Origin of the sequence: Pseudomonas entomophila (assembly GCF_013523125.1) — a bacterium.
Taxonomy (GTDB): domain Bacteria; phylum Pseudomonadota; class Gammaproteobacteria; order Pseudomonadales; family Pseudomonadaceae; genus Aquipseudomonas; species Aquipseudomonas entomophila_B.
Map to the genome: position 1 here is coordinate 67,764 of NZ_JAAMQJ010000010.1, position 26,397 is coordinate 94,160.

43 protein-coding genes are annotated in these 26,397 nt (G+C 61.6%); 28 read left to right on the plus strand and 15 right to left on the minus strand.

The window, feature by feature from the left end; translation table 11 throughout:
• The 4 genes from G7007_RS08015 to G7007_RS08030 all read right to left on the minus strand — a co-directional run bounded on the left by G7007_RS08015 (position 1) and on the right by G7007_RS08030 (position 1,774).
• Positions 1-246: a DUF4224 domain-containing protein gene (locus G7007_RS08015; protein ID WP_181100551.1), complete on the minus strand. Its 246-nt coding sequence runs from the start codon at positions 244-246 to the stop codon at positions 1-3.
• Positions 247-311: 65 nt separating this feature from the next.
• Complete coding sequence (locus G7007_RS08020; protein ID WP_181100552.1) at positions 312-497, minus strand: hypothetical protein; 186 nt, start codon at positions 495-497, stop codon at positions 312-314.
• On the minus strand, positions 494-988 hold the full coding sequence (locus G7007_RS08025; protein ID WP_181100553.1) for a hypothetical protein: 495 nt from the start codon (positions 986-988) through the stop codon (positions 494-496). Before G7007_RS08025 ends, G7007_RS08020 begins: the two co-directional genes overlap by 4 nt.
• A 66-nt stretch (positions 989-1,054) precedes the next feature.
• The gene (locus G7007_RS08030; RefSeq protein ID WP_181100554.1) at positions 1,055-1,774 is read right to left on the minus strand and encodes a hypothetical protein; all 720 of its coding nucleotides are present in this window, start codon (positions 1,772-1,774) and stop codon (positions 1,055-1,057) included.
• Between the two features lie 49 nt (positions 1,775-1,823).
• Here G7007_RS08030 and G7007_RS08035 point away from each other — a divergent pair, with 49 nt between their 5' ends.
• On the plus strand, positions 1,824-2,255 hold the full coding sequence (locus G7007_RS08035) for a hypothetical protein (protein WP_181100556.1): 432 nt from the start codon (positions 1,824-1,826) through the stop codon (positions 2,253-2,255).
• An 88-nt stretch (positions 2,256-2,343) separates the two neighbouring features.
• Here G7007_RS08035 and G7007_RS08040 read toward each other — a convergent pair whose 3' ends face one another.
• Both G7007_RS08040 and G7007_RS08045 read right to left on the minus strand, forming a co-directional pair.
• Complete coding sequence (locus G7007_RS08040) at positions 2,344-3,108, minus strand: hypothetical protein (RefSeq protein ID WP_181100557.1); 765 nt, start codon at positions 3,106-3,108, stop codon at positions 2,344-2,346.
• Positions 3,109-3,155: 47 nt separating this feature from the next.
• The gene (locus G7007_RS08045) at positions 3,156-4,163 is read right to left on the minus strand and encodes a DNA-methyltransferase (RefSeq protein ID WP_181100559.1); all 1,008 of its coding nucleotides are present in this window, start codon (positions 4,161-4,163) and stop codon (positions 3,156-3,158) included.
• A gap of 88 nt (positions 4,164-4,251) precedes the next feature.
• On the opposite strand from G7007_RS08045, the gene G7007_RS08050 reads away from it, so the two are divergent.
• Complete coding sequence (locus tag G7007_RS08050) at positions 4,252-4,818, plus strand: hypothetical protein (protein WP_181100561.1); 567 nt, start codon at positions 4,252-4,254, stop codon at positions 4,816-4,818.
• 33 nt (positions 4,819-4,851) lie between these two features.
• Here G7007_RS08050 and G7007_RS08055 read toward each other — a convergent pair whose 3' ends face one another.
• The gene (locus G7007_RS08055) at positions 4,852-5,562 is read right to left on the minus strand and encodes a hypothetical protein (protein WP_181100563.1); all 711 of its coding nucleotides are present in this window, start codon (positions 5,560-5,562) and stop codon (positions 4,852-4,854) included.
• A gap of 380 nt (positions 5,563-5,942) precedes the next feature.
• A complete protein-coding gene (gene yejK / locus G7007_RS08060; protein WP_181100564.1) occupies positions 5,943-6,953 on the minus strand; it encodes a nucleoid-associated protein YejK in 1,011 nt (336 codons plus the stop codon).
• 96 nt (positions 6,954-7,049) lie between these two features.
• On the opposite strand from yejK, the gene G7007_RS08065 reads away from it, so the two are divergent.
• On the plus strand, positions 7,050-7,517 hold the full coding sequence (locus tag G7007_RS08065) for a hypothetical protein (protein ID WP_181100566.1): 468 nt from the start codon (positions 7,050-7,052) through the stop codon (positions 7,515-7,517).
• Here the strand turns inward: G7007_RS08065 and G7007_RS08070 are convergent.
• From G7007_RS08070 to G7007_RS08095, 6 genes are all read right to left on the minus strand, one after another.
• Positions 7,489-7,866, minus strand: a complete 378-nt coding sequence (locus G7007_RS08070; RefSeq protein WP_181100568.1) for a hypothetical protein — start codon at positions 7,864-7,866, stop codon at positions 7,489-7,491. The two genes, G7007_RS08065 and G7007_RS08070, sit on opposite strands and share 29 nt — an antisense overlap.
• Before the next feature lie 81 nt (positions 7,867-7,947).
• A complete protein-coding gene (locus G7007_RS08075) occupies positions 7,948-8,478 on the minus strand; it encodes a hypothetical protein (RefSeq protein WP_181100569.1) in 531 nt (176 codons plus the stop codon).
• On the minus strand, positions 8,475-8,744 hold the full coding sequence (locus G7007_RS08080; RefSeq protein WP_181100571.1) for a hypothetical protein: 270 nt from the start codon (positions 8,742-8,744) through the stop codon (positions 8,475-8,477). The genes G7007_RS08075 and G7007_RS08080 overlap by 4 nt, the downstream gene beginning before the upstream one ends.
• Before the next feature lie 14 nt (positions 8,745-8,758).
• Entirely contained in the window at positions 8,759-9,142 is a 384-nt protein-coding gene (locus G7007_RS08085; RefSeq protein ID WP_181100572.1) for a response regulator transcription factor, read from the minus strand.
• Positions 9,143-9,991: 849 nt separating this feature from the next.
• The gene (locus G7007_RS08090; protein ID WP_181100574.1) at positions 9,992-10,171 is read right to left on the minus strand and encodes a hypothetical protein; all 180 of its coding nucleotides are present in this window, start codon (positions 10,169-10,171) and stop codon (positions 9,992-9,994) included.
• A gap of 659 nt (positions 10,172-10,830) precedes the next feature.
• Positions 10,831-11,487 carry a LexA family protein gene (locus G7007_RS08095; RefSeq protein ID WP_181100576.1) on the minus strand — a complete coding sequence of 219 codons (657 nt, stop codon included), beginning with the start codon at positions 11,485-11,487 and terminating at the stop codon, positions 10,831-10,833.
• Between the two features lie 87 nt (positions 11,488-11,574).
• Between G7007_RS08095 and G7007_RS08100 the strand changes: the two genes are divergently transcribed.
• From G7007_RS08100 to G7007_RS08160, 13 genes are all read left to right on the plus strand, one after another.
• Positions 11,575-11,790 carry a YdaS family helix-turn-helix protein gene (locus G7007_RS08100; protein WP_181100577.1) on the plus strand — a complete coding sequence of 72 codons (216 nt, stop codon included), beginning with the start codon at positions 11,575-11,577 and terminating at the stop codon, positions 11,788-11,790.
• 138 nt (positions 11,791-11,928) lie between these two features.
• A complete protein-coding gene (locus G7007_RS08105; protein WP_375139485.1) occupies positions 11,929-12,669 on the plus strand; it encodes a Rha family transcriptional regulator in 741 nt (246 codons plus the stop codon).
• 11 nt (positions 12,670-12,680) lie between these two features.
• On the plus strand, positions 12,681-13,412 hold the full coding sequence (locus tag G7007_RS08110; protein ID WP_181100578.1) for a helix-turn-helix domain-containing protein: 732 nt from the start codon (positions 12,681-12,683) through the stop codon (positions 13,410-13,412).
• Positions 13,413-13,438: 26 nt separating this feature from the next.
• Positions 13,439-14,203 carry a replication protein P gene (locus G7007_RS08115; RefSeq protein ID WP_181100648.1) on the plus strand — a complete coding sequence of 255 codons (765 nt, stop codon included), beginning with the start codon at positions 13,439-13,441 and terminating at the stop codon, positions 14,201-14,203.
• On the plus strand, positions 14,203-14,409 hold the full coding sequence (locus G7007_RS08120; protein ID WP_181100580.1) for a hypothetical protein: 207 nt from the start codon (positions 14,203-14,205) through the stop codon (positions 14,407-14,409). Before G7007_RS08115 ends, G7007_RS08120 begins: the two co-directional genes overlap by 1 nt.
• Positions 14,409-14,657, plus strand: a complete 249-nt coding sequence (locus G7007_RS08125) for a hypothetical protein (protein ID WP_181100581.1) — start codon at positions 14,409-14,411, stop codon at positions 14,655-14,657. Before G7007_RS08120 ends, G7007_RS08125 begins: the two co-directional genes overlap by 1 nt.
• Positions 14,654-15,034 carry a hypothetical protein gene (locus G7007_RS08130; RefSeq protein WP_181100582.1) on the plus strand — a complete coding sequence of 127 codons (381 nt, stop codon included), beginning with the start codon at positions 14,654-14,656 and terminating at the stop codon, positions 15,032-15,034. The genes G7007_RS08125 and G7007_RS08130 overlap by 4 nt, the downstream gene beginning before the upstream one ends.
• Positions 15,027-15,494 (plus strand): recombination protein NinB, encoded by a 468-nt coding sequence (locus tag G7007_RS08135; protein ID WP_181100584.1) that lies wholly within the window; start codon positions 15,027-15,029, stop codon positions 15,492-15,494. Before G7007_RS08130 ends, G7007_RS08135 begins: the two co-directional genes overlap by 8 nt.
• Positions 15,491-15,772 (plus strand): hypothetical protein, encoded by a 282-nt coding sequence (locus G7007_RS08140; RefSeq protein WP_181100585.1) that lies wholly within the window; start codon positions 15,491-15,493, stop codon positions 15,770-15,772. Before G7007_RS08135 ends, G7007_RS08140 begins: the two co-directional genes overlap by 4 nt.
• Positions 15,763-16,065 carry a nuclease domain-containing protein gene (locus tag G7007_RS08145; RefSeq protein WP_181100586.1) on the plus strand — a complete coding sequence of 101 codons (303 nt, stop codon included), beginning with the start codon at positions 15,763-15,765 and terminating at the stop codon, positions 16,063-16,065. The genes G7007_RS08140 and G7007_RS08145 overlap by 10 nt, the downstream gene beginning before the upstream one ends.
• The gene (locus G7007_RS08150; protein WP_181100588.1) at positions 16,062-16,493 is read left to right on the plus strand and encodes a VRR-NUC domain-containing protein; all 432 of its coding nucleotides are present in this window, start codon (positions 16,062-16,064) and stop codon (positions 16,491-16,493) included. Before G7007_RS08145 ends, G7007_RS08150 begins: the two co-directional genes overlap by 4 nt.
• Positions 16,490-16,807 carry a hypothetical protein gene (locus tag G7007_RS08155; RefSeq protein ID WP_181100589.1) on the plus strand — a complete coding sequence of 106 codons (318 nt, stop codon included), beginning with the start codon at positions 16,490-16,492 and terminating at the stop codon, positions 16,805-16,807. Before G7007_RS08150 ends, G7007_RS08155 begins: the two co-directional genes overlap by 4 nt.
• Before the next feature lie 13 nt (positions 16,808-16,820).
• Complete coding sequence (locus G7007_RS08160) at positions 16,821-17,498, plus strand: hypothetical protein (protein WP_181100591.1); 678 nt, start codon at positions 16,821-16,823, stop codon at positions 17,496-17,498.
• Positions 17,499-17,601: 103 nt separating this feature from the next.
• Here the strand turns inward: G7007_RS08160 and G7007_RS08165 are convergent, their stop codons facing one another.
• Positions 17,602-17,937 carry a hypothetical protein gene (locus G7007_RS08165; protein WP_181100592.1) on the minus strand — a complete coding sequence of 112 codons (336 nt, stop codon included), beginning with the start codon at positions 17,935-17,937 and terminating at the stop codon, positions 17,602-17,604.
• Between the two features lie 138 nt (positions 17,938-18,075).
• On the opposite strand from G7007_RS08165, the gene G7007_RS08170 reads away from it, so the two are divergent.
• From G7007_RS08170 to G7007_RS08225, 12 genes are all read left to right on the plus strand, one after another.
• The gene (locus G7007_RS08170; RefSeq protein ID WP_181100593.1) at positions 18,076-18,453 is read left to right on the plus strand and encodes a chemotaxis protein; all 378 of its coding nucleotides are present in this window, start codon (positions 18,076-18,078) and stop codon (positions 18,451-18,453) included.
• The gene (locus tag G7007_RS08175) at positions 18,453-18,782 is read left to right on the plus strand and encodes a hypothetical protein (protein WP_181100595.1); all 330 of its coding nucleotides are present in this window, start codon (positions 18,453-18,455) and stop codon (positions 18,780-18,782) included. Before G7007_RS08170 ends, G7007_RS08175 begins: the two co-directional genes overlap by 1 nt.
• Entirely contained in the window at positions 18,779-19,495 is a 717-nt protein-coding gene (locus G7007_RS08180) for an ATP-binding protein (RefSeq protein WP_181100597.1), read from the plus strand. The genes G7007_RS08175 and G7007_RS08180 overlap by 4 nt, the downstream gene beginning before the upstream one ends.
• 14 nt (positions 19,496-19,509) lie before the next feature.
• Positions 19,510-19,686, plus strand: a complete 177-nt coding sequence (locus G7007_RS08185; protein WP_181100598.1) for a hypothetical protein — start codon at positions 19,510-19,512, stop codon at positions 19,684-19,686.
• The gene (locus tag G7007_RS08190) at positions 19,686-19,910 is read left to right on the plus strand and encodes a hypothetical protein (protein WP_181100600.1); all 225 of its coding nucleotides are present in this window, start codon (positions 19,686-19,688) and stop codon (positions 19,908-19,910) included. The genes G7007_RS08185 and G7007_RS08190 overlap by 1 nt, the downstream gene beginning before the upstream one ends.
• A gap of 217 nt (positions 19,911-20,127) precedes the next feature.
• The gene (locus G7007_RS08195; RefSeq protein ID WP_060394059.1) at positions 20,128-20,463 is read left to right on the plus strand and encodes an HNH endonuclease; all 336 of its coding nucleotides are present in this window, start codon (positions 20,128-20,130) and stop codon (positions 20,461-20,463) included.
• 199 nt (positions 20,464-20,662) lie between these two features.
• A complete protein-coding gene (locus G7007_RS08200) occupies positions 20,663-21,202 on the plus strand; it encodes a terminase small subunit (RefSeq protein WP_181100602.1) in 540 nt (179 codons plus the stop codon).
• Positions 21,202-22,887, plus strand: coding sequence for a terminase large subunit (locus G7007_RS08205; protein WP_181100604.1), 1,686 nt, complete (start codon positions 21,202-21,204; stop codon positions 22,885-22,887). The genes G7007_RS08200 and G7007_RS08205 overlap by 1 nt, the downstream gene beginning before the upstream one ends.
• Positions 22,884-23,045 carry a hypothetical protein gene (locus G7007_RS08210; protein ID WP_172798459.1) on the plus strand — a complete coding sequence of 54 codons (162 nt, stop codon included), beginning with the start codon at positions 22,884-22,886 and terminating at the stop codon, positions 23,043-23,045. The genes G7007_RS08205 and G7007_RS08210 overlap by 4 nt, the downstream gene beginning before the upstream one ends.
• On the plus strand, positions 23,038-24,339 hold the full coding sequence (locus G7007_RS08215) for a phage portal protein (RefSeq protein ID WP_181100605.1): 1,302 nt from the start codon (positions 23,038-23,040) through the stop codon (positions 24,337-24,339). Before G7007_RS08210 ends, G7007_RS08215 begins: the two co-directional genes overlap by 8 nt.
• A gap of 3 nt (positions 24,340-24,342) precedes the next feature.
• The gene (locus G7007_RS08220) at positions 24,343-25,200 is read left to right on the plus strand and encodes a head maturation protease, ClpP-related (RefSeq protein WP_181100607.1); all 858 of its coding nucleotides are present in this window, start codon (positions 24,343-24,345) and stop codon (positions 25,198-25,200) included.
• 2 nt (positions 25,201-25,202) lie between these two features.
• Positions 25,203-26,390: a phage major capsid protein gene (locus G7007_RS08225; RefSeq protein ID WP_181100609.1), complete on the plus strand. Its 1,188-nt coding sequence runs from the start codon at positions 25,203-25,205 to the stop codon at positions 26,388-26,390.
• Positions 26,391-26,397: the final 7 nt, after the last annotated feature.

Sequence of the window (26,397 nt, forward strand, 5' to 3'; positions counted from 1 at the left end):
TTACTTCACTCGTGAGAAGTCTGGTGTCCAAGCGGGTCTCGGTAGCGATGGCGGTGTGATCGGCATCAAGTCGACGACGGCGCCGCTTAGCTTGAGGCGCGCGTACTGACGACCGACCAAGGGGCGGCCGCCTCTGCTCTCGACAAAATGCCAACCGCGCGAACTCAGCCAGCGACGCTGGTAGGCCCTGGGTTTGTAGCCGGTGATCTCTATCAATTCTTCATCGGAAAGTACTTCGGTTTCCATGGATGATCTCCGTGCCGCCGACGGCGGCAGGTCAGTGGTATGTGTTGAATGGAGAGGCTGGGGCGCTACAGGTGGGCACCGGCTTCGAGTAGGCCATCGCGGTCTTCGCGCAGGTTGTTGCGTTCGGTGGCCAGGAACTGGATCTCGCGATGCAAGTACTGGGCGATGGATTCGCCACAGCGCATGTCACTGGGCATGGCGCGGCCCCTAAGCATTCCTTCCAGTTCGACCAGGGTGAATCGTTCGATCATGGCTGCACCTCAGCGGCTTCTGGCAGCTCTACGAACGAGTAGGTCTTGATGACCTGTTCCTGCACCCCAGCAACCTTGATGAACTTCGCTTCCTTGACCCACGGGTAGGAGCCTGGATCGCCATGCTTGCCGCCACCGCTCATTTCGCAGAAGGCGAGGGCGCGCCCATCGGGCAGGATGAAGGCCTTCACATCGACCTCGAAGTGCCGGCCCCAGCTGTAATGGCTCCACTCAGGGATGCCGATGGCGTCAACGGCGCCGTAGCGGACTTCGTTGATGGCGTCGTCGTGTTCGTTCTCTTCGAAGACGGCCTCGAGCAAGTCGCCTGGCGCCGCGGCCAGGAAGGCCAGGTCTACATCGGCCTCCTGCCCATCATCGTCGCTGAAGGTGTATTCGTAGCCGAACTCCAGACCCTTGCGCATGACGAGCAGCATGGCCAGCTGGCTGGCGCTGAGGGTGTCGAGGGCTTCGTGGATGTTTGCGTCGAGCACAGGAACTCCTTTGCCGCCACATCGCGGCAGTGAATAGAGGGGAGAGGGGTTACAGCGGGATTGGGGCTACTGCTTGCTGGCGAGAGTGCCGCGTGCGCACCAGGCGCTATATGCGTGACGCATCCATTCTTGGATGAACACCCCGGCATCGGTCTTGCGGTAGTCGGCTGCGGCGAAGTGTCGGTCGGCCCATTCGCGGAACTCGCCTTCCTCGCACTCCGTGCACTGGTTGCCCAGGTCACGACAGATGGCGCAGTCGTTCGGCACACTCGGCTCTGCGCTAGCGGATAGGACCTTTTCGATTTCTTCGAACCAGTACCTGGCCGGGCAGGGATCGCGCTTGCCGAGGATTCGAGCCAGCAGCGCCCGCGCCTCGGCCAGCTGGGCACGCAGGTCAATGGCATTCTGACCGTAGGCGTCGCGGTCAGCCTGCACGGATTCCAGGTCGGCACGCAGTCGCTCAACCTCGGCAGGGTCGGCATGCCTGAACACTGGGAATGGCCCCTCGTACAGATCAGGGTTCAGCCTGTTGTAAGGCCGGACAAACCCCAGCGTGCCAGCCAGGGCGCCCTTGAGTGCCTTGGCAAGCCACGCCACTGGCTCGCCCTGGCCCTGCTGGGCCTCCAGCGCCGCCTGGTATCCAGCACGAAAGAGGTAGTAGTCGTTGATCGTCTGCGGCTCGACGAAGCTGGCGCCATCGCGTGCCAGCTCGCTCTGGTCCAGGCCGTGCGGGTTTATGCTGACGAATAGGTCGCGCACGTCGATGTAGTCGTTTTCTGTGGGCATGGGGATACCTCCGCGCTATAGTCTCGCGGTCAAATTTGGGAGCAGGGATATGCTTCAAGCACTGTGGGACTTTCTCAAGGAAAACAATGGGCCGTTAGGCTTCGCTCTTGCTTTCCTCACTGCATGCTGGGCAGTTTGGAACTATTTTTTAATCAAGCGAGCGGAAGAGGAAACTAGGCAGTTTCAAGCTTTCCACTTGATGGTCAAGGGATTGGTTCGAGGGGATGATGAGTCGAGCAAACCATATGTAGATCAGCAGCTGGCGGTCATTTATGAACTCAGAAATTTTCCCCAGTACTACCCGATAACGGTCAGAATTCTCGAGCGCTCGAAAGAAAGCTGGGACACAGTTCATGGTGGCTGGTGGGCAGATGTGCTAATACGTGAAGCTGATCTCACCATCGAGTACATCAAGCGAAAGGGATTAACAGAATCTCACTACCTTAAACCTGCATGGTATCTCCCTAAGCGAGATAGTTAGTCCCCACACATGCAGTCGATGAGGTCTTCGTCTTCAGCGAAGTCCAGGTCCAGCGGCATCTGGCGCCCGAGCTGTTCAGCCATCCAGTTCAGGCAGAGGCGATGATGTCTGCCTCTGCCATCTCGCAGAAGAATGAGCAGGAGGGGAGCTTCTCGTTGCGGCGTGCCGGGCCGTCGCCTAGGTCGCGCAAGGAAAAGCGCACGTTGGTGTGGCGGTTGCGGAACAGGTAGGAGCCTGGCCCCAGGTCGTCCTGGATCACGCACAGCGCCTCGAACTGCACTGGGAAGTCCTCACGGATCGCCCGGAAATAACCTTCGCCACCCTTCACGCAGCCGATGCAGTTGGCGTTCTCGTAGCCCATGCGGTACATCAACGGCAGCTCAATGCCGGCACGCTGGATCATGGCCTTGCAGTCCTCCTTACCCAGACCGCGTTCGATCAGCGGGGCGATGACAGGGCGTTCCGGATTGCGCTCGCGGAAGTCGTCGAGCCGGTCGGCCTCCTCGGCCGTGTAGCCGAAGACCATCACGTCACCGGGCTGCTTCCAGTTGTCGAGCAGACGCCGCTTCAAGATCTTGGTGCATGGGGCACCGGTGCGGCCCTTCATGTACCGCTCGCGTCGAAACACCTCCAGCACGTTGGCGCCGTACTTTTCATCGCGCAGGACCGTGATTGGCTGGCCAAACCAGGCTTCGCAGTCTTGGGCAAACCGACGGTTGTCTTCGTGCTCATTGGCCAGGAAGGCATTCACGATCTGGACGTCATGCGTGCTGCTGTATTCGGCCAGAGCCAGCTTGGTGGCCACCGCCGAGGCGGCGCCGCAGCTGAACTGACACACGATGCGATTGGACATGGGCGTTCCTCGCCGGATGGCGTGACTGAATGGGGAAGGCTGGGGCGTCAAGCGGCTGGCGACTGGTCCAGCAGAATGTCCATCTGAGCCGCGCCCTCGACCCAGGCAGTATCAAGGCGTCGGTGGGCGAGGGCGGCGTACTCAGGGTTCAGCTCGCAGATGACCGAGCGCCTGCCTTCCTGCATGGCGACCAGGGCTGTGGTACCGGCGCCGCCGAACGGGTCGAGCACCAGCCCGCCGCGCGGGGCGCCTGCCAGCACGCATGGCCGGACCAGGTCAGGCGGAAAGGTGGCGAAGTGGGCGCCCTTGAAGCTGGCGGTGGCCACCGTCCAGACGCTGCGCTTGTTCCTGGTCTCGTCGTACAGGACGTCGGCGCGCGTTTCCCGGTGCTGGCCGGTCTGCCCGTGCTCGCCCTCGGTGTACTTGGTCTGGCGGGCGAAGCTGTTGCGCCTGCTGGCGCTCTCGGGCGCGGCCTGGGCACTGGCTGGCTCGCGGATGGCGGCCTGGTCGAAGTAGTAGCGCGGCCCCTTGCTGAGCAGGAACACGTACTCGTGGGCCTTGGTGCAGCGATCTTTGATCGACTCGGGCATGGGGTTGGGCTTGTGCCAGATGATGTCCTGGCGCAGGTACCAGCCATCGTCCTGCAGTGCGATCGCCAGGCGCCAGGGCAGGCCCAGTAGATCCTTGGGCTTGAAGCCATGGTGGTTCGGCTTCTTGAGCCTTCGCGCACTGGCCGCAACCTGACGTGCGCTGAGCGACTGCCCGCCCAGACCCATATCGTCGCGGCCGTGCGCGCCCCAGCTGCCCGCGTAGCTGTCTCCCATGTTCACCCAGGCCGTTCCGTCGTCACGCAGCACGCGCCGCACCTCGCGGAACACGGCCACCAGCCTGTCAATGAATTCTCGCGGGGAGGCCTCCAGGCCGATCTGGCCGTCGACCCCGTAGTCGCGCAGCCCGAAGTAGGGCGGGCTGGTGATGCAGGTGTGCACAGACTGGTCCGGCAGCGTTCGCATCATGTCGATGCAGTCGCCTATCAGGATGCGATACTGGTTCATATTTTGCTCCGGATAGGCATTATCGTTGAGTAGTGAAAATAGGATGGTAGGATCGCTAGATCTGAGTTCACGGCGGGAGTAAGTTAAAATGAGCAGACCACTTCAAACTTTCCAGATAGATACGCCCCTGCAGCTACTTATCAAGCTCATTTGGAACATTAAACAGCTTCGTATTCACCTCGATAATAAAGATCGGGCGGCTGCATTTTTTCCATCTGTGTACAGCGCTTTTGATGCATGTATTACTGCTTGGCAGCTTACAGATTGGGTGTGGAAGTTTTACTCGCCTAAAGTAGATTTACCGCGATCGGAAAATCCGAAGTATCAGGGGTGCAAGCCTTTTACTAAGTTTCAGGGTTGGGTCAGCGAACAATCTTCAGCTCTACGCATCTGTAAGCATATCGCTAACAGTAACAAACATTTCGGGGTGGATAGTCATTACGACGAAGATCTAAAGGTGTTCGTGGACTGGAAGATAGAGACAGCTTTCTCCGCAGGCATGGCTGCTGGTCGACCTTTAGTCGATCGTCCATGGCAGCTAATGGTCATTGATTCAGGAGAGGAACACGAAATACTTGTGGTGCTGAGGCGTGCCGTTGAGTTCTGGGCAACCGAGATAAGAGAGCCCTCCTTGATTGGCATGCTTGATGAGTAGCAGCAGTATCGCCTGATGAGTTGTGTGAGGGGATCAAGCGGCGGCAGCCTGCTCTTTGATTGCCATGATGGCTTTGGCGGCGTGGCGGACGTAGTACAGTCGGGCCATTACCTTCGGGCACGGCCCGCTGATAGTGGTCTCCCACAGATCGCTTCCGCCGATCAGCGATTCGTTGTTTTGGAGGAAGTCATAGGCCAGCACGATCTCTGCATCCCGGCCCTCGGCGAAGGTCTCGACCTCTTCAATAACGTCAGCCAATTCATCGAATGGCAAGCGCTCGTCGATTTCGGCTTGCTCGCGCAGCCATTCGCTCAACTGCTCAGCCTGCTCAAGGGTGGCACCCTGGTCAGGGATGCCCACCATCCACGCGGGTACCTGTTCGGTGTCGAACTCCTGCTCGATGCGGCCAGCGATGCAGCTGCAGACCGTGTCGCGGATGCTGTCGAAGTCGATCACCTGCCGCCTGCTGGATTCGTCCAGCTTTTCGTACAGGTAGCCGTCGCTTTGATGGCGCAAGAAGCTGATGCCGTAGCTTTCGCCGACATGGAATACCAGCGATCCAATGTCGCCCATCACGCTCATGCCGTAGCGAGTGACGCAAATGTCGAACGCATACCAGCATTCGCTTGGCTGCTGACAGCGCCAGACCTCGACACCGTTTTCGTTCACCAGTTGGGTGTATTGGTGCTGGGCCATATCCTCGGCCACCCGAGTGGCCAGGGTATCGCGCTCTTGATCGTTCATGGCTTTCTCCATGCATGCGCCGCTCTCCATGGTGGGGCGGGTGTATAGTGGTCATTCGGCCTGGAATGAGTTATTAAACCGCCACACAGACAATTCTGAGGATGTGAAGTGGAATTCGATCACGAGTTTGCCGGGATACATTACTTCCTATCCGCCTCATCGCAAGGGCAAGACCCTTGGCGTGGGGAGGCTAATGTCCGAGTGAAGGCAGGTCATGAGTATCGGTCTAAACCAATACCGACCGTAGAGTCTTTCGGATCTAGTGAAAAGGCAATGCGAGGGGCTGAAGAGCAACTGAAAGCTCTATGTCTTAGTGGAGCTTTGCGGTTGATCGTTCCTGAGGCATACGAAGCTATTGACCCCTTGCCAGGCGATAAACCTTAAGCTTCAAGTGACCTCTTCAGCTGGTCCACCAGCTGCGTTGGTACGCCTTTGATCATCAGCGTCTTTGCCTGCTGGTCGAACTCGATCTTGCTGCCCAGGAGGTGAGCTTCGAAACTGATCGAAAGGCCCTCGGCGCGGCCGGTGAAGCGTCGGAACTGATTGATCGTGCGCTTATCTGCGGGGATAGCGGCAGACAAGCCGTAATCGGCGCCGTGGACGAACTCAGCGAAGCTCTGTGGGCGCTCTTCATCGAGCAGTTCCGAGAGTTCCTGCACGGTCACCGGCTCCCCCAGCTTGGTCTGGGCTGTGGCGTACTCGACCAGGGCCTGGGTCTTTTCCAGAGCTGTTTCTTCCGGCAGATTCTCTCGCTCGACAAAGTCGCTGAACGCCTTGAGCAGCGTGCGGGTCTCGCCTGGCCCGTCGACGCCCTCCTGGCAGCCGATGAAGTCTTGGAAGTAGGCCGTGGCCTTACGCCCGCCCTTGGACTTGATGAACGAGATGTACTGGCGCGACGCTGGGTTGTTCTTCCACTCGCTCAGGTTGATGCGTGCGGCGAAGTGCAGAGCGTTCGTGTCCAGATGGCGCGATACCGAGGCCTGGAGGTCTTCGCCGACCGAGATCGTCTCGATCTGCTGGAGGACAGCGATCGTCAGGTAGTCGGTCATACCCTGTTGATACAGCGCGAATAGGACATGACCGCCCACGGTCAGGTTGGACTCTTCCATCAGCCGGGTGAGGTGGTCAACGGCGTTGCGGGTGAAGTCGATGAACTCCAGATCACCGCTCACGAACTTGGCCAGCCATCCGCTGAGTGGGTAGGCGCCGGATTCGGCATGGAAGAAGCCCCAGGCCTTGCCAGCCTTGGCGTTGTAGGCGCCGTTCAGCTCGAACAGCAGACCATCGATAGCGGCGCTGCTGGGCAGGCCGGCTTGAGCCATATGCAAGACAGCAGGGCTGCCGTCAGGCTTCTTGTCGACCAGGTGAATTACTGCATGGCGAATAGGCATGGATGTTCCTCCGTGGCCGGCTGGCGGCATGGTGGCAATTTGGTTTGGGATGGGGTATTACAGGGTGCCGGCATGGAGCCGGCTTAGGAGATTTACATGACAGCAACTGCGGAAATGCTTTTCAATATTCAGCGGTTTCAACTGCTTGCGTTGTTCGCTAACCCTGCGGCAAAAGCGAATATTTCGCCTGCGTACGCGTATGCCTGGGATCGCGGTATTTATCCCTACGGCAATGATGGAGCCTCTTGGCACACTCCCTACAAAGAGCAGTTCCGTGTGAATGAAGCTCAGGTGGGAGAGCTTGCTGAGTTTCTAGATACTTTGTGGACAAGCGGCAAAACCATCACGTTTTACGAACTTGAGAGCCACTATAAGGTAAATGGATCCGCCAGGCCTGGCCCTGTCTGGGACAGGGCTGGGCTGATTGGGGCGTGTCGCTACTTCTTCCTCCTTGAATGGTTCGACGAAGACTTCTGGAAAGGCCTGATTGGCCATTCTCAGTGCCCTACAGAATCGAAAAGCATTTCTCGCCCATTCACGCAAGACGACCTCTATTTCCTTTGAAGCCTGGGTTGATAATCTCGTCACCAGGTTCGCGCCTCAGTTCAGCCCTGCTGGCCGCTTCGAACTGGCGCGCTAGTTTCGATGAGATGTAAAAAGCTGGCGCGTCAGGCTTCTCGAGTCGACGCGCTCGCTCCTCCGGGTCCTGAGCAATCCACGACAGCACCAGGTCCTGCCAGAGCTCTTGCTCCTGGGTGTACCCGAGTCGCTTTAGCTCGCCCGCTATCGCAGGCTTGGCCCCGGCCGGCATGTTGAAGTACAGCTTCTCGATGCCCAGGCTTGCTGCTTCGGCTTTCTTCCTCTTGCGGTAGTCCGCCGAGTGCTTGGCTGCTCCCGTCCTCTTCTCGGCCATGGCCGGTACCTCTCAAGCCGCTGGGCGGCAGATTGATGTGCTGCTGGCGCCGGCCGAGGCGGGCGCGGTTGAGGACTCGTTTCATTTGGGCTGGCGCCACTTGGGGAAGTCGATGTCGTGCTCGTCGACGAGCCTGGTCAGGCGCTGCTGGCTGATGCCGATCAGCTTGGCGACCGCGTCGCGGCTGAGGCCGCTGTGGGCGTAGGCGCGGATCCTATCGACCAGCGCGTCTTGGGCCTGGGCCCTCTTCTTGCGCCTCAGCTCGCGCTCGATCCTCTGCTTGGCGTCTACCCGGAAGCAGAACGAGTGCTTCCGGGACAGCGTCAGCAACTGCGCCCGGCTGGCGCCCAGGTGCGCGCTGGCCTCGTCCACCGTCATGGTCTTGGCCGCTTGGATGGCCCGGCCCAGCAGCTGGGGGCTGCACTGCACCTGCACCGGCTGCTTGTCCTGCGGCTGCTGGTCCGGGTACCACCGGAAGCTGGGTCGGCGCGGTACCGACGCGGCGGCGCCACAGTCCTGGATCTTGCCGCCACCCGCCAGGAACTGAGCCACGCTGGCCTCGAGGTCTGCGCGAGCTTTCTCATGCTGTTCCGAGACGTTCTCGCCGATCATTGCCGCCCGACCAGCCTGCACCGAGCAGCTGCCTCCAGCCCATCGAGAACTCGAATCGCATTGGCGTGTTTCGAGCGAAACGCACAGGTCTTGCCGGTGTGGGTGTCGATGATGTGCCACATGTTGCCCTTCGATCGGGCTTGATAGCGAGGCTTGGACTTTGGTGCGGGCCGGCCAATGAGGCTGTAGAAATCGGCAGTCGCCAGGGTGGTTCGTTCGCGCAGGGCGGCCAAGCCGTCCACACGCTCTTGCATGGCTGGGTGCATGGTGTGTTCCTCGGTCAGACGTGAAGCTCGAAGGCCTCAGCCTTGCGAACGATTCGAACTTGGGCGGCGCGGCGCTCGGGCACGCGGCGGTCGCGGCGCATGGGGTCGCCCACGTCGATGGCGGCGTGCAGCGCGATGAGGCTGGCCAGCGCGATGCACATGGGGCTGATGATCTGGCGGCTCATGGCCTTGGTGACGGCCTCGACGCGCCGGCTGACCTGCATCTTGAACAGGGCCAGCTTCACGCGGTTGGCGGCGGTACCGGGGGTGGTGCCCATCTGGCGGGCGATCTCTTTCGTGGTGAGGCCCTGGGCGACCCACAGCAGAGCTTCAAGCTCACGGGGCGCCAGGGCATCGCCGAGCTGGCCAGTCCATGTACCGCAGGTGATCGTTTCCATAATCTGTCTCGGTGGACCGCATTGGTCAGGCGCCAGGGCGGGTGACCAAACCCACGCGCAGCCGGAGGCGCGTGCCTGGCGCCTGCCAATGCGGTCGAAAAGTTGAGGGGAGGGGGATACAGGGGGCCGCGTTGCGCGGTGCAGAATCGTCCGCATCGGGGTGTGATCTGCGCTTGTCATCGCAAGGACGCCCATTCGGTACCGCCTCGAGGGCTCAGCACGGTGACAGGCCGTGCCCGGTATGGAGTCGCCTTTCCAGATCACACTCCGATGCGGCCTGCGATGGCGTGCAGGACATCGGGCAGTTAACGGCAGGCTGCCGTGGCGCTGGTTTTTCAATGGCCAGCGGCCATCTCACCACTACGCAGGTGACGCGCTTCCCGGATATGCTGAGAGCTCCACCAATCAGCGAGGGAATACGTATGCAGATTTCGGCAGTATGCGCGGCTTGTGGATGCGAGAAGCTTGTCATCCCAGATGACGACGAGGCAGATCAGATGATCCGCTGCAGTGAGTGCAATGCAGACATTGGAGATAAAGCAGCGGTTACCGCAAAGCTAAGGGAGGCTGCTAAGAAGGAGGCTGATAAGCTTGTTCAGGACATGAAAAAGCGGCTAGACAAAGCTTTCAGGCGTCGTTGACGTCGGTTTGGCGCCTTCTGCGTCATGCTCAAGGCGCCTTTTGACGCGTTGATAAATTGCTTCAGCGAGCTCTTCGACCCACTGCTCAAATCCATCATCTCCTACTTTCGGCATTCGTACTTCTACCTGTAGCGTCGATGTGACCATGGCTTTCGATACTCTTGGTTGATTTCCCGTCTGGCCCTGTCGCCAAGGCCAGCCAGTGAAATCAGGCGGCGCGCACCTTGCTGGCCCGCGCCTTCTTCTCTACGCCGCCCACATCCACCACCAGGTACTCGCCGCCGCCTCGGCCGTGCCCCAGGTTCTTGGTGCCCACGTACTTACCAGCGCTTTCGGCGCCGCGTGGGTTGGTGAAGATGACGTCTTGGCCTTTCTTGAATCCGCTCATGCGAGCTCCTTGTTGCTGTGGTTGGTTTCCCGTCTGGCCCGCGTGAGCAGGCCAGCCAGTGAAGCCTTGCTCGCGCTCTGCCACCGATGGCTTTGCGCGGATCTTGTTTGGCCTTGAGCTTCCCTGGTCAGCGCGCGTCGATCGGCCTCGGCGTGATGGTCATGGGGTTAGGTGTTCGCTACACGACTGGCAGCTGCAGCTCTGTGGCCTACTGGGTAGGGCAGCTCGTCGTGGGGTGCCGGTCCGTGTGCCGACTGGTCTTGCTACTTCATTGGCTGGTTCCTCCTTTGGTGTTTGTTCCTCGCCATGCGCGTCGCCGCGGCTATTCCCACCTGGCCGGGTCACACATTTCGTGTTCGGTGTTCTTCCCGGCTGGCTTGCATGGTCTGGCGTCCTCCCAATGAGGGGAGTCCGGCAGCTATCCAGAGGCTGCGTGGTCGACGACTTAGCTTGTCCCGACCCAGGTGGTGTCCCGGGTGCGTCGAGGTGGTCACGTCTGGTTGTGTAAAGAGCGGTGGCGGCTAACGGCAGGGCCGTATGAGCCGGCGATGAGTTAATTATGAGTAGGCTCATATTGGCTGTCAATGAGTTGGCTCATATTTTATGAGGCGGGCATGAAAAAGCCCGCGCGCGGCGGGCTTGATTTGGGAGAGGCGGACCTACAGCTTGATCAGTGCCCTGACAACGACTCCGATCACTCGGCAGTCACCTGAGCATACTTCGGTCGGGTAGGCGGGATTCAGAGGCTTCAAGTAGCGACGGCCTCCGTCCTCGACAAGCTTCTTGAACGTGGCTTCATTGCTATCCGCGAGCTTGGCGATAACAAGCTTTCCATGCTGAGCATCTGCTTCCGTATCTACCAGAATCAGCGTGCCTTCGGTGATGCTCTGGCCAACCGACGAGGTCATCGAATCCCCTTTGACCTCGAGCCAGAAGGCGGGGCCTTTGGCCTCATATTCCGAGAGCTCATACCTATCAGAAAAGCCCGGCGGGAATGGCTCTACCGCCTCTGCCCAGGCGCCAGCAGCTACCCAGCTGATGACGGGATATCGGTAGGTCACCTCTCCCTGCGCGATAGGCGCAACGTTGGAAGGTGCGGACTTTTTCTTGTCCAGCATGTTGCCCGTGCCGTTGGCGAGCCATAGCGCGCTGACGCCGCAAACGCTGGCGATCTGGGCGATATAGCTTGTGCCTTGAGCTTTACCGCGCTCCAGGTTGGAAATTGATGCTTGGTCCATCCCAACCTTTTCAGCAAGCTGTACCTGGGTCAGCTTGGCGTTGGCTCTGGCGGCTTTGATTCGGTCTTTGAGTTCCATTTTCGGAGTATCACGGGGCCGCCCATATCCTTGCAAATGAGTATTCTCATAGGCTACCTTATGAGAATTCCCATAAGGAGAGGTGCCATGAGCACTATCTACAAAGAGTTGGTTGCCCATTTCGGTACCCAGGACATCACTGCCGAGAAGCTGGACGTCGACCAAAGCACTGTCTCCGGATGGGTGCGCGGTAAGCACGGCATGTCCCCTGTAGTCGCCAAGCGCGCCGAGCGGGTTACCGCTGGCGCCTTCAAGAAAGAGGCGCTGTGCCCCAGCTTCCCATGGGATGAGCTGGCCGCCTGACAGGTAGGAATTCTGCGCCCTCAAGACAGGCATCGAAAGATTCCTGATGTGACTGATGATCCATCCAGTACCTGAATTGCAGGCATAAAAAAACCGCCTGGCGGGGCGGTTTCTTCAACAACGAGATCGAGGTCGATTATGCACACAGCACTCGATGCATGCAACACCCCCACCGGCGACACGCTCCCAGCCCAGGCCCAACCCCAGCAGCTCATGTCGACCCGCGAGGTTGCCGAACTCACCGGCAAGAGCCACGACAACGTGCTGCGCGACGCCCGATCCCTGGCCAGGAGGGGTGTCCTCAAATCTGAGGAGACCCCCTACCTGCACCCGCAGAACGGTCAGAGCTACCCCGAATTCCTGCTCACCCAGCGTGATGCGCTGGTGCTGGTCTCCGGCTACAACGCCGAGCTGCGCGCCAAGATCATCGACCGCTGGCAAGAGCTGGAGGCCCGCGTAGTGGCCCAGGTCCAGATCCCGACCACCTTCGCCGAGGCCCTGCGCCTGGCGGCTGACAAGGCCGAGGAAAACCAGCGCCTGCAGGACGCCCTGGCCAAGCAGGCCCCCAAGATCGCGGCCATCAACCGGCTGGCTGGCGCTGGCGGTGCGATCTGCATCACCGACGCGGCCAAGCAGCTGCAGCTGGCGCCGGCGAAGCTGTTCGCCTGGATGGAGCAGAACCGCTGGATCTACCGCCGCGCTGGGTCGACACGCTGGGTCGCCTTCCAGCCTCGCATCACCGCCGGCCTGCTCAAGCACAAGGTGACGTCGCTCAAGCCGGACCGAGAGACGGGCGAAGAGCGGGCGGCCTACAGCGTGCTGGTGACCACCAAGGGCCTGACCTACCTGGCCGAGAAGGGCATCGGGGGTTCGGTGTGAGCGTACAAGCCATGACCTGGGCACTCCAGATCCCTTCCAGCGAGCTTCAAGGCTCCCCGGCGCGCCATGTGCTGCTGTGCCTGGCCAACTACGCCGGTACCGACGGGCGCGCTGCCTTTCCATCGGTTGCGACCCTGGCCGAGGACACTGGCCTGTCCGAGCGTACCGTGCGCTCCAAGCTGGACGAGCTCGAGGCCGCTGGCTGGATCAGCCGTGGCAATCAGGCAATCGCCGCCGCCTACATCGACCGTCGCGATCGCCGCCCTGTGGTGTACGACCTGCAAATGGTACGGGGTGCATCTGTTGCACCTCGCGCTGAACGGGGTGCAGCTGACGGCACGGGGCGCAGCTCACAGCAGAACGGGGTGCAGCTCACGACCGAACGGGGTGCAGGAGCTGCACCCAATCCGTCCTTAAACCAATCTACTCACTCACACCGCGCGACGTTCGAGTTGACGCTGGACTGGGAGCCAAACCCTGAGCGCTTGTATCCGTACGCCAAGCGGGCAGGGCTGACGCTCGAGCACTTCTCGTCGGAAGCGATCGCCGGGTTCGTGAGCTACCACGAAGCCAAGGGGCTGGTGCAGACCGAGAAACAGTGGCTGGCCGCCCTGGTCAGCTGGATCCGCCGTGACCTGGCCAGCGCAGCCAAAAGTGCCAAGGCTTCACCATCCGGTACCCGCCAGCCGGCCGGTCCCAACTTCGACGACGACACCTGGGCCATTGACCCGGAGGACGCATGAGCAAGCCAAGACCAACCCAGAGCGCCATGGCGCTGATCGGCAACGTGAACGACCGTGTCCAGCTCGTCGAGAAGATGGGGCACATACCGGCGCCGGCAGCCCCGGCCCAGCCCAAGCAGCTGGACCCCGGCACCATCAGCGTGGTGAACAAGCTGTTCCGCGAGCTGCAGGCCATCTTCCCTGCCTGGAAACAGGCCTGGCCGGATGACCTGGCCCTGGGCGCGGCCAAGCGCAGCTGGATGAAGGCGTTCATGGACGCGCAGATCCACGATATCAACCAGATCGGCTACGGAATCCAGCGTTGCCGGGCCCTCGGCAGCCCGTTCGCGCCCAGCGCTGGCGAGTTCATCGCCATGTGCCTACCTACAGCCGAGTCGCTGGACATCCCGAGCCACAACCTGGCATTCCGGGAAGCGCTGGTGAACCTGCACCCGAGCCGGGCTGGCGCTCGTACCTGGTCCCATGAGGCTGTGCGTCACGCCGCCCTGCAGTGCGAGATGTACAACCTGGCCGATCTGCTGCCTGAGAAGGCGCGCGCCGTGTTCGACCGGGCCTACGACATCACCATCCGAGCGCTGGTCGAGGGCCGGCCGCTCGAGGCGGTGCTGACCGGGATCGGCCACGACAGCCAGAAGACCGAGCTTCAGTTGGCCGAAGAGTACGGCGAGTGGCGTCTGGGCCAAGTCATGAGCCGCCAGGCGATCCCCGGCAATGCCCAGGCCTGCCGCGCGCAGCTGCTGGCCAAGTTGAACATCAAGCGCGGGCCTGTGGCCGGCCAGGAGTGCAAGTGATGGACGGTATTACAGGCTTCAAGCTGGCCGACGGCACCACCGTCATCAGGTCAGCGGTCCTCCCGAACAACACCATGTATGTGAGCGCAGACATTTACGACCTGCTCGCTAAGGGCCCGGAGGAGGCCGAGAGGCAGCATAAGGAGCTGATGGCAAAGGTTGATCAGTTCAATGCCGCGGTCGCCCGCGCAAAGGAGCAGCACTGATGGACACCAACAAGATGCGCGAAGTCGCACTCGCTGTGAAGAAAGCCGCCAAGCGCGAGCTGCGCGAGCTGTTCGTGATGGTGATCTTCGGGGCGGCCGCGGCGGTAATCGCGGCTCCATTGATCCTGGCTATCTCCTTCCTTCCCGAATGGGCGGTGTGGGCCCTGCTTACGGCTGGGGCTGTTTGGCTGGTATTCGGCGAGACCATTGCTGCCGGCGTCCGTGCCTATCGCGGGGTGAAGCCATGACCGTCGACAAGCAGGAAATCAAGGTCCTGGCCCTGGCCTGCACCCCAGCCAGGTGCGCAGACGAAGCCGAGGAGAGCCGGCGTCTGGCCGAGTTCTACAGCGAGCTTACGCCTGAGTTCGTGCTGGCGCTGATCGAGGAGATCGAGCTGATCGGCGCCGATCGCAAGGCCTGCTGGGAAGAGTTCAAGATCCAGGGCCGCCAGTTGGATCAGGCCAAGGCCGAGGGCGAGGCGTTGCGCAAGGATGCAGAGCGGTATCGCGGAGTACGCCGGGTCGCTAACCGCCAAGGCTTCACAGACGAGCAATTCGACCAGCAGACGGATTCGAAGATTGCCAGGTTCGACGCGGCCATGGCCAAGGAGGCGAGCCGTGGCTGATCTAATCGCGAAACCTCGACACTTCTGGTCGTCTGGGCCGGCGCGAGTGCGGGAGGTCTGCCGCCTGGCCTACCTCTTCGCTACCGAGCTGGCTGTTGCTGGCGCCATCGAGATCATCGTGCGCCCGGTCAAGTCTCGGCGCACGCTGGAGCAGAACGCCAAGCTCTGGGCCATGTTGGGCGATATAGCGCGCCAGGTGGACTGGCCGGTGAACGGGGTCATGCAGAAGCTGGATGCCGAGGACTGGAAAGCGCTTATGACCGCCGCCGCCCGCCAGGAGGTGCGCATGGCTGCGGGTATCAACGGAGGCGTGGTGATGCTGGGCGTCAGCACCAAGCGCATGACCGTAGCCGAGCTGGGCGAAGTGATCGAGTGCATGTATGTGTTCGGCACCGAGCGGGGCGTGCGCTGGACTGAACCGAAGGGGCGAATGCCCGAGCAATGGGAGGCCGCAGCGTGAGCCATCAATTCAAGCCAGGTGACCTGGCGCTGACCCTGGTCCCGGATGCAGTAGTCGCCCAAGGCAGCCAGGTTGAGATCGTGAAAGGAATCGCGAAGGGCGAGACGCTATCTATCAAGGGTCGTCCTTCCTTCGTTGCGCCGACTGCTGGATGGTTCGTCACGTGCCCCAGCCTGAGCCCGGAGATGACCGCATACGGTGACGGTGAGCTCATGCCGCTATTTGGGGACTTCGAGCCAGAGCAGACGAAAGCCAGGGAGGTCGAGCCATGCGTGTGACCAGCAAGAAGCTGCGAGACAGCGCGCGCGGCCAGGACTGCACGGTCCGCATCCCCGGCATCTGTAACTTCAACCCGGAGACGACCGTGCTGGCGCACCTGCCATGCGGCCAGAAGGGTATGGGCATGAAGGGCTTCGACACCGTGGCCGTCTACGCCTGCTCGGCCTGCCATGACGTGCTCGACGGGCGCGGCCGGGGCAAGGTGGACTGGTCGGACGTACCGCGCGCGATCGCCGAGACGCATGAGGCGCTGATCCGCGCGGGCATCCTGACTGTGAAGGGGGCGGCGTGATCACTCAGAAGCCACCGTTTCGCAACCCGGGCCCACGCAAGCGTCCGGCTGATCATGAAGGCCAGGAGCAGGCCGCGCTGATCAAAGAGATCGAGCTGCGTTACCCGGCCGTGGCCAAGCTGATCTACCACGTTCCCAACGGCGGACACCGGCACAAGCTGGTGGCGATCAAGCTCAAGGCCCAAGGCGTGCGTGCGGGCGTTCCCGACTTGGTGCTGCCGATGGCGCGGGGTGGGTACTTCGGCCTGTACATCGAGTTCAAGGCCACGCCGCCGAATGACGCAGATATCAGTCCCTCCCAGCACAGCTGCATCCAGGCGCTGAACGAGCAGGGGTACCTGGCCGTGGTGTGCCGTGGCCACTTCGACGCGATGCAGACGCTTAGGGCTTACCTGGCGCTGGCGCCGACGCCACGGGTGGCAGCATGAAGAAGAGCCACGGGCCATCTCTCGAAAAAGAAGTGATCGAGCTGGCGCCATGCCGGGGATGCCGAGGTGTGGGCTACTACAAAGACCTGTTCTTCCCGAAGCCGTGCATGAAGTGCAACGCCTCCGGCTGGGTGGCTGCTGCCACAGGCGAGGCGGTACCGCTCGAGGAGCTGGTGACCCAACTGAACATGAAGCTGCGTGCCATGAGCAGGCAACTTGAGCAAGCGACCAGGCGCCAGCCAGATGGTGCTGGCGCGGACTACCGAACGAATAACCGTCGCGGTGCCGGCGGAACGAACTACACCGGAGATTGAGGGGAAACCGAACATGAAAATCATCAGCGCACGTCAAGTCTGGCACGACGCCCTGCACGAACACCGACCTTCAGCCTTGGCGGTCGCCGCCGAGGCTGCGGCTCTGGGCAAGAAGAGCGGCGGAGGTAACGTCAAGATCATGGTCATGCTGGAGAACCACGACGGCCAAGAGGTGGCCAAGGTCTATGAGGTCCGCAAGGAGGGTGTCATGGAGACGCGCTCGGGTCGCCGCCTAACCGATTCGCGGTGCGCCCACATGCTGGCGGCCGGGTTGGTGCTGTGCGCCATCGACTCTCTGCCCAAGTCGCTGCGTCACCTGGGGAACTTCCTCTACTCGCCAACCGCTAACGGCATTGACCTGACGGTGGCCCATGGGCTGGCTTGGATCGGCAGCGGTCTCGATGCATCGCTGCCTGAGCGGAAGAAGCAGCGTGCCTACTGGATGGCAATGGCTGCGCTTCAGTCCCACAAGCAGTTGGTCGCTGGGGCCGAGGGCATGGCCCCAGGTGCAGCGTGCGTGTTCGTCGAGGAGCGCACCGGGGAAAAGATGGGCCCTCAGAACTGGGCGCGTGATTGGAGCGATGTCTGGGAGGTGCTGTGCAAGCACATCGACAAGCTGGACAAGCAGGCACTGAAGCCAGTCGCGGCAGTTGTGGAGAGACTTCGAGAGCAGGAAGAAATGGCCGCTTGACGGTTTGAGGAGCATTCTGGCACTATTTCGCCATCGTCATAATTTCGCCTTAGGCGAAAATAACTCAGAACCCGGCCCTAAGCCGGGTTTTTTGTTGTCTTAATCACTTGCGTCGGCTGAGGGCATCCATAACCTCGCTTGCTAAGAATCTAAGGTTCAAATAGATGATGAAGCAAAAATAAATCACTCCAATTATTTCCCATCTTTCAATGGGCTTCTCGCTTGACCCAAAGTCAATCACTACCCAAATGGGCCATGCGATGGCAAATATGCTAAGGCCAAAGCGCAAGAAAAATTTGGTGACGCGGGTTATCACCGTTCCAGTAACCTGGCCAAGCCTTTCGACTACTTGAGACTTGCTTATTTGGTTAGCAATAACGGTAGATATGATCGTCACGAACACAGTGATTATCACCGTTTGCCACGTTTCTTCTTGCATCATCGCTCCTCATTGCGCCTAAACGTCGCAAGGTTAGTCCATGGGCGGCCGGGCTGAGTAGCAAATCATCGCGACCCGCGTATCGCGAGGTTATTTCTTTCAATTAAAGGCTGGCTACTGGCTAGCTACGGAATTTATATGGACCCTACTGACCTCGGCCCAGGCACAGCTACCTGGCTGGGCGGCACGGGCGCCAGCACCGTACTTCTCGGGGCCTTCTTCTGGCTGCGGCGATGGCTCTCGAAAGATGCCGCCGACCGTGTCATGGACAACGCCGACATCGGTACCGTCCGCCGCCTCAACGAGCTGCTCGACTCTGAGCGCGAGGCCCGCAAGCAGGCCGAAGGCCGGGCTGATCAGTTCGCCAAGGAGCGAAATGACCTGGCAGCCCTGGTTGGCCGCATGGAAGGCAAGATCGAAGCCCTCACCAGCCAGGTGGGTCAGCTCACCGAACGCGTGACACTTCAAAGCGAGGAGATCGCCCGCCTTCGCACTAAGCTCGGGGGTATGTCGTGATGGACAGATGCGTATTGGAATTCATGGCCCGGCGCTGGTGGCGCCGCGTCGAGGTATGGGTGATCGCCATGCTGCTGGTGACCGGCGGTGGCGTTGGCGGCTATCAGCTGGCGCAGTGGGCGCTGGCCAAGACCTACCTGGAGCAGGTCGCCGAGGTGCGCAAGGCCTACGACGCCGCGACCGAGCAGCGTGATCGACGTCTGGATGAGCTGGCGCGTTTGACCGGCAGCGCTGCTGCCAAGGCCTCGAAAGCCGCAACCACCGCCACCCAGGCCGCCGACAAGGCTGACGAAGCACTCAACCGCGTACAGAACGAGGAGCGACCGTGAGCAAGCGTGAACCATTCACTGTAGAGCAGCGAGAAGCCATGCGGGTGGTGGAGGCCATGATCCATCAAGGCAAGGTCATGCTGGCGCCGGACTCAGCGCGCCAGGGGCAGCTGATGTTCATGCCACACGTTCACCTGCGTCGGCCAAGCAAGGTGGCCACACTGAGCGGTATCGAGAATATGATTCAGAGGCTGGTGAATATTGGCCGTATGCCTCCCAACGAAGCCAGGGCGTGGACGCGTCGGCTTTGTGAAGCGACAGCCACGACCGGTCCAAAGCGAGGAACGACTGTGAGCAAGACCATCGAAATCGTCGTCAGTGGGCCAGTTGGCTCGGGCAAGTCCCATGTGCTGGCGCTGATCGAGCGTGCGTTGTGTGCTGAGTATGGCCTCAACGTATGCATCGTATCGCCCGAACTGGACGCAGAGCGCCGGTTGGGCTGCCCAGGCGTTAAACCAGACGTCGGCCAGGTGATCTTCCACCTCGGTGAGGGTGGCCCATCGAATGTGCCTGCTCTCGCACAGGCCGAAGCGTTTGCAGGTCTTGACCCGCTCGAGCAAGCGATTGATCAATCTGTGCGGCTGGTGGGTGAGTCGGCTGGCGCCTTGGCTGAGCGGCTGAGTCGCCATCTGGACAGACTGCTGGACATGCAGATCGACCGCCTTGAGCCAAAGGCGACTGAGCATATTCGCCCCAAGTCCGCTGCCGTATAGCGCTGGAGGAGATCATGAGCAAAGTCAGCGCTGAGTATTACCAGATCAAAGGCATGGCCAGTGAGCTTTCGGCCGAGGAGCAGGCAGAAGTGAAGCGGGTTGAGGATCTCGTCACTGAGCTGGCTAAGTCGTCCCCGGCCGCTTCGCTTGGCGTACTCCTGGCCACGATCAAGCTGGCTCAAGAGAGCTGATGGCCAAGACCCCCTACACACCCTGCAAGCTGTACGTGGATGGCGCCGAGGGTATCGCGGTCGGCGACTACATCACCACCGCCGCTGGGTCTGCCTACCTGGTACAGACGCTTCGAGTCAGCCGTACAAGGCCGGAGCGCAAACACATGGACTGCCTACGCTGGCCCCTGGCTGATGTGCCCGCCGACGCCCGGCGCTTTCAACTGACCTGGTACCGGAGGTGATCATGCGTTGCTCTCAATGTCGCCTTCCGCTTGAGCAAGACGATCCACCACCTACCGTCGAGTGGCGCGGGCGCCCAGCAGGCTGGCAGCCACCACCTGCGCCGCCACCAATGCGCGGCGGCGCTATGCCGCATGCATCAGGTGTAGGCGTGACGCTGGTGGTGACGGTGTTCCTGATGGGCGTGGTGGTTGGAACGAAGATGGCAGGAGGATGGTGATGGCCAGGCTCAAGACGATCAGCCCGCGGCTCAAGGAAGGTACCGACAGCCGCATCAAGACCGTTACGCCAGGTAGCTGGCGCAGCGGCAAGACCAGCTCGCAGCGCGGCTACGACTATCGCTGGCAGAAGGCGCGGGAGCGGTACCTGGAGGAGCATCCGCTGTGTGCCTACTGCGAGAAGATCGGCCGAACGACTGCCGCTCGCATCGTCGACCACATTGTTCCGCACCGAGGAGACCGTGAACTCTTCTGGAATCAGGCGAATTGGCAGCCGCTCTGCAAGCCATGCCACGACTCGGTCAAGCAGGCCGAGGAAACCGCCGGACTGGCGTAGGGCGAGCGTCCCGATCAACCGAAAATGCACCGGATTGGTGCGTTTGAGGTGCGGAATCGGCCGGTTTTCCTCGAATCTCATCGAAAATGAGACGAATTCTCATTTATGGGGTAGGGGGGTCGAAACTTCACGATTTTTCGCTCACTAGACCGCTCCCGACCCCACGCACAGATTTTTTTCCGCCCAGGATTTTTTGTTAATGGCTTTAACACCCAAAAAGCGCGCGTTCATCGAAGCGCTTAGGGAAGGTGCGTCCAATCGAGACGCAGCCATTGCAGCCGGATGCCCCGAAAAGACGGCGTCTGCGGCCGGTTCGAGGCTCGCAAAAGACCCTGACGTGATAGCCGAGCTGCACAAGCTGGAAGCGCTCGGTCTGCTCCCGCCAGTTGTTAAAAGTGTTAAAGCAGATGTTAAAGCTCCGCCTGCCAAGGCGACCAAGCCTGCGAAGGAGTCGGCGCCGACTGACCCCGCTCCCACAGAGGACCAGGAGCCTGAGCCGGCCGGGTTCGACCTGTCACAGGTGCTCCTGCATCGCGACCCGAAGGACTTCCTTCTATCGGTGATGAACGACCTGGGTACCGAGCCGAAGCTGCGTGTCGATGCGGCCAAGGCGCTGATGCCGTTCCTGCACCAGCGCAAGGGTGAGGGCGGCAAGAAGGAGCAGGCCAAGGAAAAGGCTGCTGAGGTCGGCGCCGGCAAGTTCGGCACGCGGCGCGGTCCGCTCAAGGCGGTGAAGTGATGGAGTGGACAACTGCATGCCCCGACTGGGAGCAGCGCATCGTTGCGCGCCAGAGCCTGATCCCCTTCGAGCCATTGTTTCCCGCCGAGGCGGCTGAGTCGCTGGAGGTGTTCGGCGCGCTGCGCATGGTCGATGCCACCGGCAGTCCGCTGATGTGCGAGACGGTTCGGCCATGGGTCAATGAGTTCGTCGCTGCCATCTTCGGCGCCTACGACGCTGACGCTGGTCGCCGGATGATCACCGAATTCATGCTGCTCATCAGCAAGAAGAACGGCAAATCTACGATCGCGGCCGGCATCATGCTGACCGCGCTGATCCTCAACTGGCGGACCTCGGGCGAGTACATCATCCTGGCCCCGACCAAGGAAATCGCCGACAACTCCTATATCCCCATCCGGGATATGGTTCGGGCCGATGAGGAGCTGTCGGCGCTGCTGAAGGTGCAAGACCACATCCGCACCGTCACGCACCTGAACACCGGGGCCACGTTGAAGGTGGTCGCCGCCGACAGCGAGACGGTCTCTGGCAAGAAGGCCATTGGCGTTTTCATCGACGAGCTGTGGGTCTTCGGCAAGCGTGCCCACGCCGAGGCGATGTTGCAGGAAGCAACCGGGGGGCTGGCCTCACGGCCTGAAGGCTTCATTATCTGGGCGACTACCCAGTCTGATGCGCCGCCTGCAGGTGTTTTCAGGCAAAAACTTCAATACGCCCGGCAGGTTCGATCTGGAGAAATCCACGATCCAGCTTTCCTGCCAGTGCTCTACGAGTTCCCCAAGTCAATGATCGATGCCGGAGCGCATCGTGATTTTGCCAATGCCTACGTCACCAATCCCAACCTTGGGCTGTCGGTGGACATTCCGTTCATCGAGCGGAAATACACCGAAGCCCAGCTCAACGGGGAGGAGTCGTTCCGCGGCTTTCTGGCCAAACACCTCAACGTCGAGATCGGCCTTGCGATGCTCTCGGATCGCTGGGCAGGTGCTGACTTCTGGGAGCAGCAGGCCTCCGAGCTATGCCGCACGCTGGAAGACCTGATCGAGCGCTGCGAGGTGATCGACATCGGCGTCGACGGTGGCGGCCTGGACGACTTGCTGGGCCTGGCGGGGGTTGGGCGCGAGCGTGGCACGCGGCGCTGGCTGACCTGGACGCACGCCTGGGCTCACCCTTCGGTGCTCGAGCGGCGAAAGGCCGAGGCGCCGCGCATCCGCGACTTCGCCAAGGATGGACACCTGACCCTGGTCGAGCGCATTGGTGACGACATCGAGGAAGTGGCGCAACTGGTGGCGCAGGTCGAGCAGGCCGGCCTGCTGGACAAGGTCGGCCTGGACCCAGCCGGCGTCGGCGCGATCCTCGATGCGCTGGAGGCTGTGGGGATCCCACGCGAAAAGATCGACGGCATTTCACAGGGCTGGCGCCTGGGCGGGGCCATCAAGACCGCCGAGCGCAAGCTGGCCGAGGGCACGCTGCTGCACGGTGGCCAGCCGATGATGGCCTGGTGCTGCGGTAACGCCAAGGTCGAACCGCGCGGCAACTCGATCCTCATCACCAAGCAGGCCAGCGGCTCGGCCAAGATCGACCCGCTGATGGCGCTCTTCAACGCCGTGACGCTGATGGCCCTCAATCCAGAGGGGCAGGGCGGCATGGAAAACTTCATGGCCGGCATTCGGGATCCACTGATCGCATGAACGCATTTCACTATTTCATCATCTGCGCGCTGTGCGGATTCGGCCTGGCCTGCGCGGGCGTCTGGATGCTGGCGGGCACGGGCTGGTCCCTGCTCGCAGGCTCGATCAGCCTGTTCAGCATCGCAGCGTTCATTCGCCGAGGGCTGAGCAGTGATTAAAAACCTCTCTCAAGCGCTCGGCACTGCCGCCGCCAAGCCCTCGGCAAGCATGAGCAGCTGGCTGGGCAAGACCATCCGATTGTCAGACGGCGGGTTCTGGAGCGCTTTCTCTGGCGCCCAGTCCAGTAGCGGCAAGGCGGTCACGGTCGACAAGGCCATGCGCCTGTCTGCTGTCTGGGCCTGCGTGCGCATCATCTCCACCTCGGTCGCGGGCTTGCCACTCAGCATCTACCGGCGCCTCCCGGACGGCGGGCGCGAGACAGCGCGGGACTTCCCGCTCTACGACGTGGTGCACAACAGCCCGAACGAGGACATGGCGGCCTTCCACTTCTGGCAGGCGGTTGTCGCTTCGATGCTGCTGTGGGGCAATGCCTACTGTGAGATTCACCGGGCCGGCGGGCGGGTCATCGCGCTGGACTTCTTAATGCCTTCGCGGGTGACCCCGGAGGCGGACGACGATGGTCGGCTGCGCTACTTCTTCCAGCCGCGCAAGGGCGCCCGTCGGGAGATCGCCCGGGGCGACATGCTGCACATCCCGGCCTTCACCCTGGATGGCCGGATGGGCCTGTCGGCGATTCGCTACGGCGCCGACGTGTTTGGCTCGGCCATGTCGGCCGACGATGCGGCCAACACCACCTTCAAGAACGGAATGATGCCCACCGTTGCTTTCTCGGTGGACAAGACGCTCAACCCGACGCAGCGTGCCGAGTTCCGCGACTACGTCAAGACGATCTCCGGCGCGCTGAATGCGGGTAAAAGTCCCGTGCTCGAGCAGGGCGTGAAGCCCGAGATGATCGGCATCAACCCGGCTGACGCTCAGTTGCTCGAATCGCGTGGGCACAGCATCGAGGAGATCTGCCGATGGTTCGGCGTGCCGCCCTGGATGGTGATGAAGACCGACAAGGGTAGCAACTGGGGCACCGGCCTTGAGCAGCAGCAGATCGCGTTCCTGACCTACTGCATCATGACGTACACGGCGCCGATCGAGCAGTGCGTCAATAAGCGCTGCATGACGGCAGTTGACCGGATCAAGCACTACTCGGAATTCTCGCTGGAAGCCTTCCTACGCGCTGACAGCGCTGGCCGCGCCGCCTACCTCAGCACCATGGGCCAAAACGGCTACATGACCCGAAACGAAGGTCGGCACAAAGAGAACCTGCCCAGCATGCCCGGCGGCGACATTCTCACCGTGCAATCGAACCTGGTGCCGCTTGACCAGCTGGGTAAACAAAACGACAGCCAAGCCGCACGCGCGGCGCTGATGAACTGGCTCCAAAGCAACTCCGGGGAGTAACCCATGAAACACAAGATCCAGTCTCGCGGCCTGCGCAGCGAGATGAGCCCGCGTGCGCTCGACAAATGGAACCCCGCCATCCAGGCGGCCGTAGAGAACACCTCGGAAACCATCACCATCTACGGCGTGATCGGCGAGGACTGGTACGGGGAGGGCGTGACCGTCAAGCGCATCGATGCAGCGCTGCGCGCCATCGGCGACCGAGAGGTGACGGTGTACATCAACTCGCCCGGCGGCGACATGTTCGAAGGTATCGCCATCTACAACCGCCTGCGCGAGCACAGCCAGAAGGTCACCACCAAGGTGCTGGGCATGGCCGCCAGCGCGGCCTCGATCATCTACCTGGCCGGTACCGAGCGCCAGGTGGCCAGCAGCGCTTTCCTGATGATCCACAACTGCTGGACCTTCCTCTCCGGCAATCGCCACTACCTGCGCGATGTAGCTGACGACATGCAGGAATTCGACGCCGCCATGGCCGACCTCTACGCCGAGACCAGCGGCCAGCCCGTCGAGGACATGGCTGAGCTGATGGATGACGAGACGTTCATCCGCGGCAAGCGCGCGCTGGAACTGGGGCTGGCCACCGGCCTGCTGGCGGCGACCGAGGTCACCGAGCGCGAGACCGAGGAAACCGGCCAGGCCAATGCCCTCAAGGCCATGGACGCAGCTCTGGCCAAGGCCGGCATGCCGCGCTCCGAGCGCCGCGAACTCTTCGCCACTTTCAAGTCTGGCACGCCTCGCGCTGCCAGCGGGAGCACGCCGCGCGCTGTTCCGACCGGCACGCCAAGCGCTGCCGCGCCAGACCTCTCCGCCTCACTGAGCGCGGCAACCAATCTTCTCAATTCTCTGAAAGGAAAGTGACCATGGACTACGAAGCCCAAGTCAAGGAATTCAACGCCACCCTCAAGGGCATTGGCGATCAGATCAAGGCCCAGGCCGAATCCACCGAAAAGCAAATCAAGGCCTCCGGCGAAATGAACGCCGAGACCCGCGCCAAGGTCGACGAGCTGTTGACCAAGCAGGGCGAGGTATCGGCGCGCTTGCAGGAAGCCGAGCAGAAGCTGGTCAACGCCAGCCGCGCACCGGCTGATCGCGAAGAGCCGCAGAAGTCGGTCGGCGCTCTGGTCGTTGGCAGCGAAGAAATGCAGGGCATGAATTCCTCCTTCCGTGGCTCGCGCCGCGTATCGGTACCGCGCGCTGCTATCACCACGGCCACCAGTGGCGCTCTGACCACTGCGGATCGCCAGCCAGGCATCATCGCTCCACCTCAGCGTCGTCTGACCATCCGAGACCTGGTGGCGCCGGGATCCACTCAAACCCAATCCATCGAGTACGTGCGTGAAAGCGGCTTCACGAACAACGCGCGAACTGTCGCCGAGAACACGGCCAAGCCCTATTCGGACATCACGTTCGAGCTGGCCACGGCCAACGTGCGCACCATCGCGCATCTGTTCAAGGCCAGCCGCCAGATGCTCGACGATGCCCCAGCGTTGCAGAGCTACATCGATGCGCGCGCTCGTTACGGTCTGCTGATGGCCGAGGAGGCTCAGCTGCTGTACGGCAACGGTACCGGTGCCAACCTGCAGGGCCTCATGACGGTTGCCCAGCTGTACGCCGCTCCTGCTGGCGTGGCCGTGACGGGTGAGCAGCGTATCGACCGCCTGCGCTTGGCGCTGCTGCAGGCCGAGCTGGCCGAGTTCCCATCGGACGGCATCGTGCTCAACCCCATCGACTGGGCCGCGATCGAGCTGACCAAGGATGGCGAAGGTCGCTACATCATCGGCGAGCCGCAAGACGGTACCACCCCGCGCCTGTGGAACCGCCCGGTCGTCTCGACCCAGGCCATGACGCAGGATGACTTCCTGGTCGGCGCGTTCAAGCTGGGCGCACAGATCTTCGACCGCATGGAAATCGAAGTACTGATCTCCACCGAGAACGACAAGGACTTCGAGAACAACATGGCGACCATCCGCGCCGAGGAGCGCCTGGCCTTCGCTATCTACCGTGGCGAGGCGTTCGTTACCGGCCCGCTGACCGGCAGCGGTTCGTAAGCCTTCC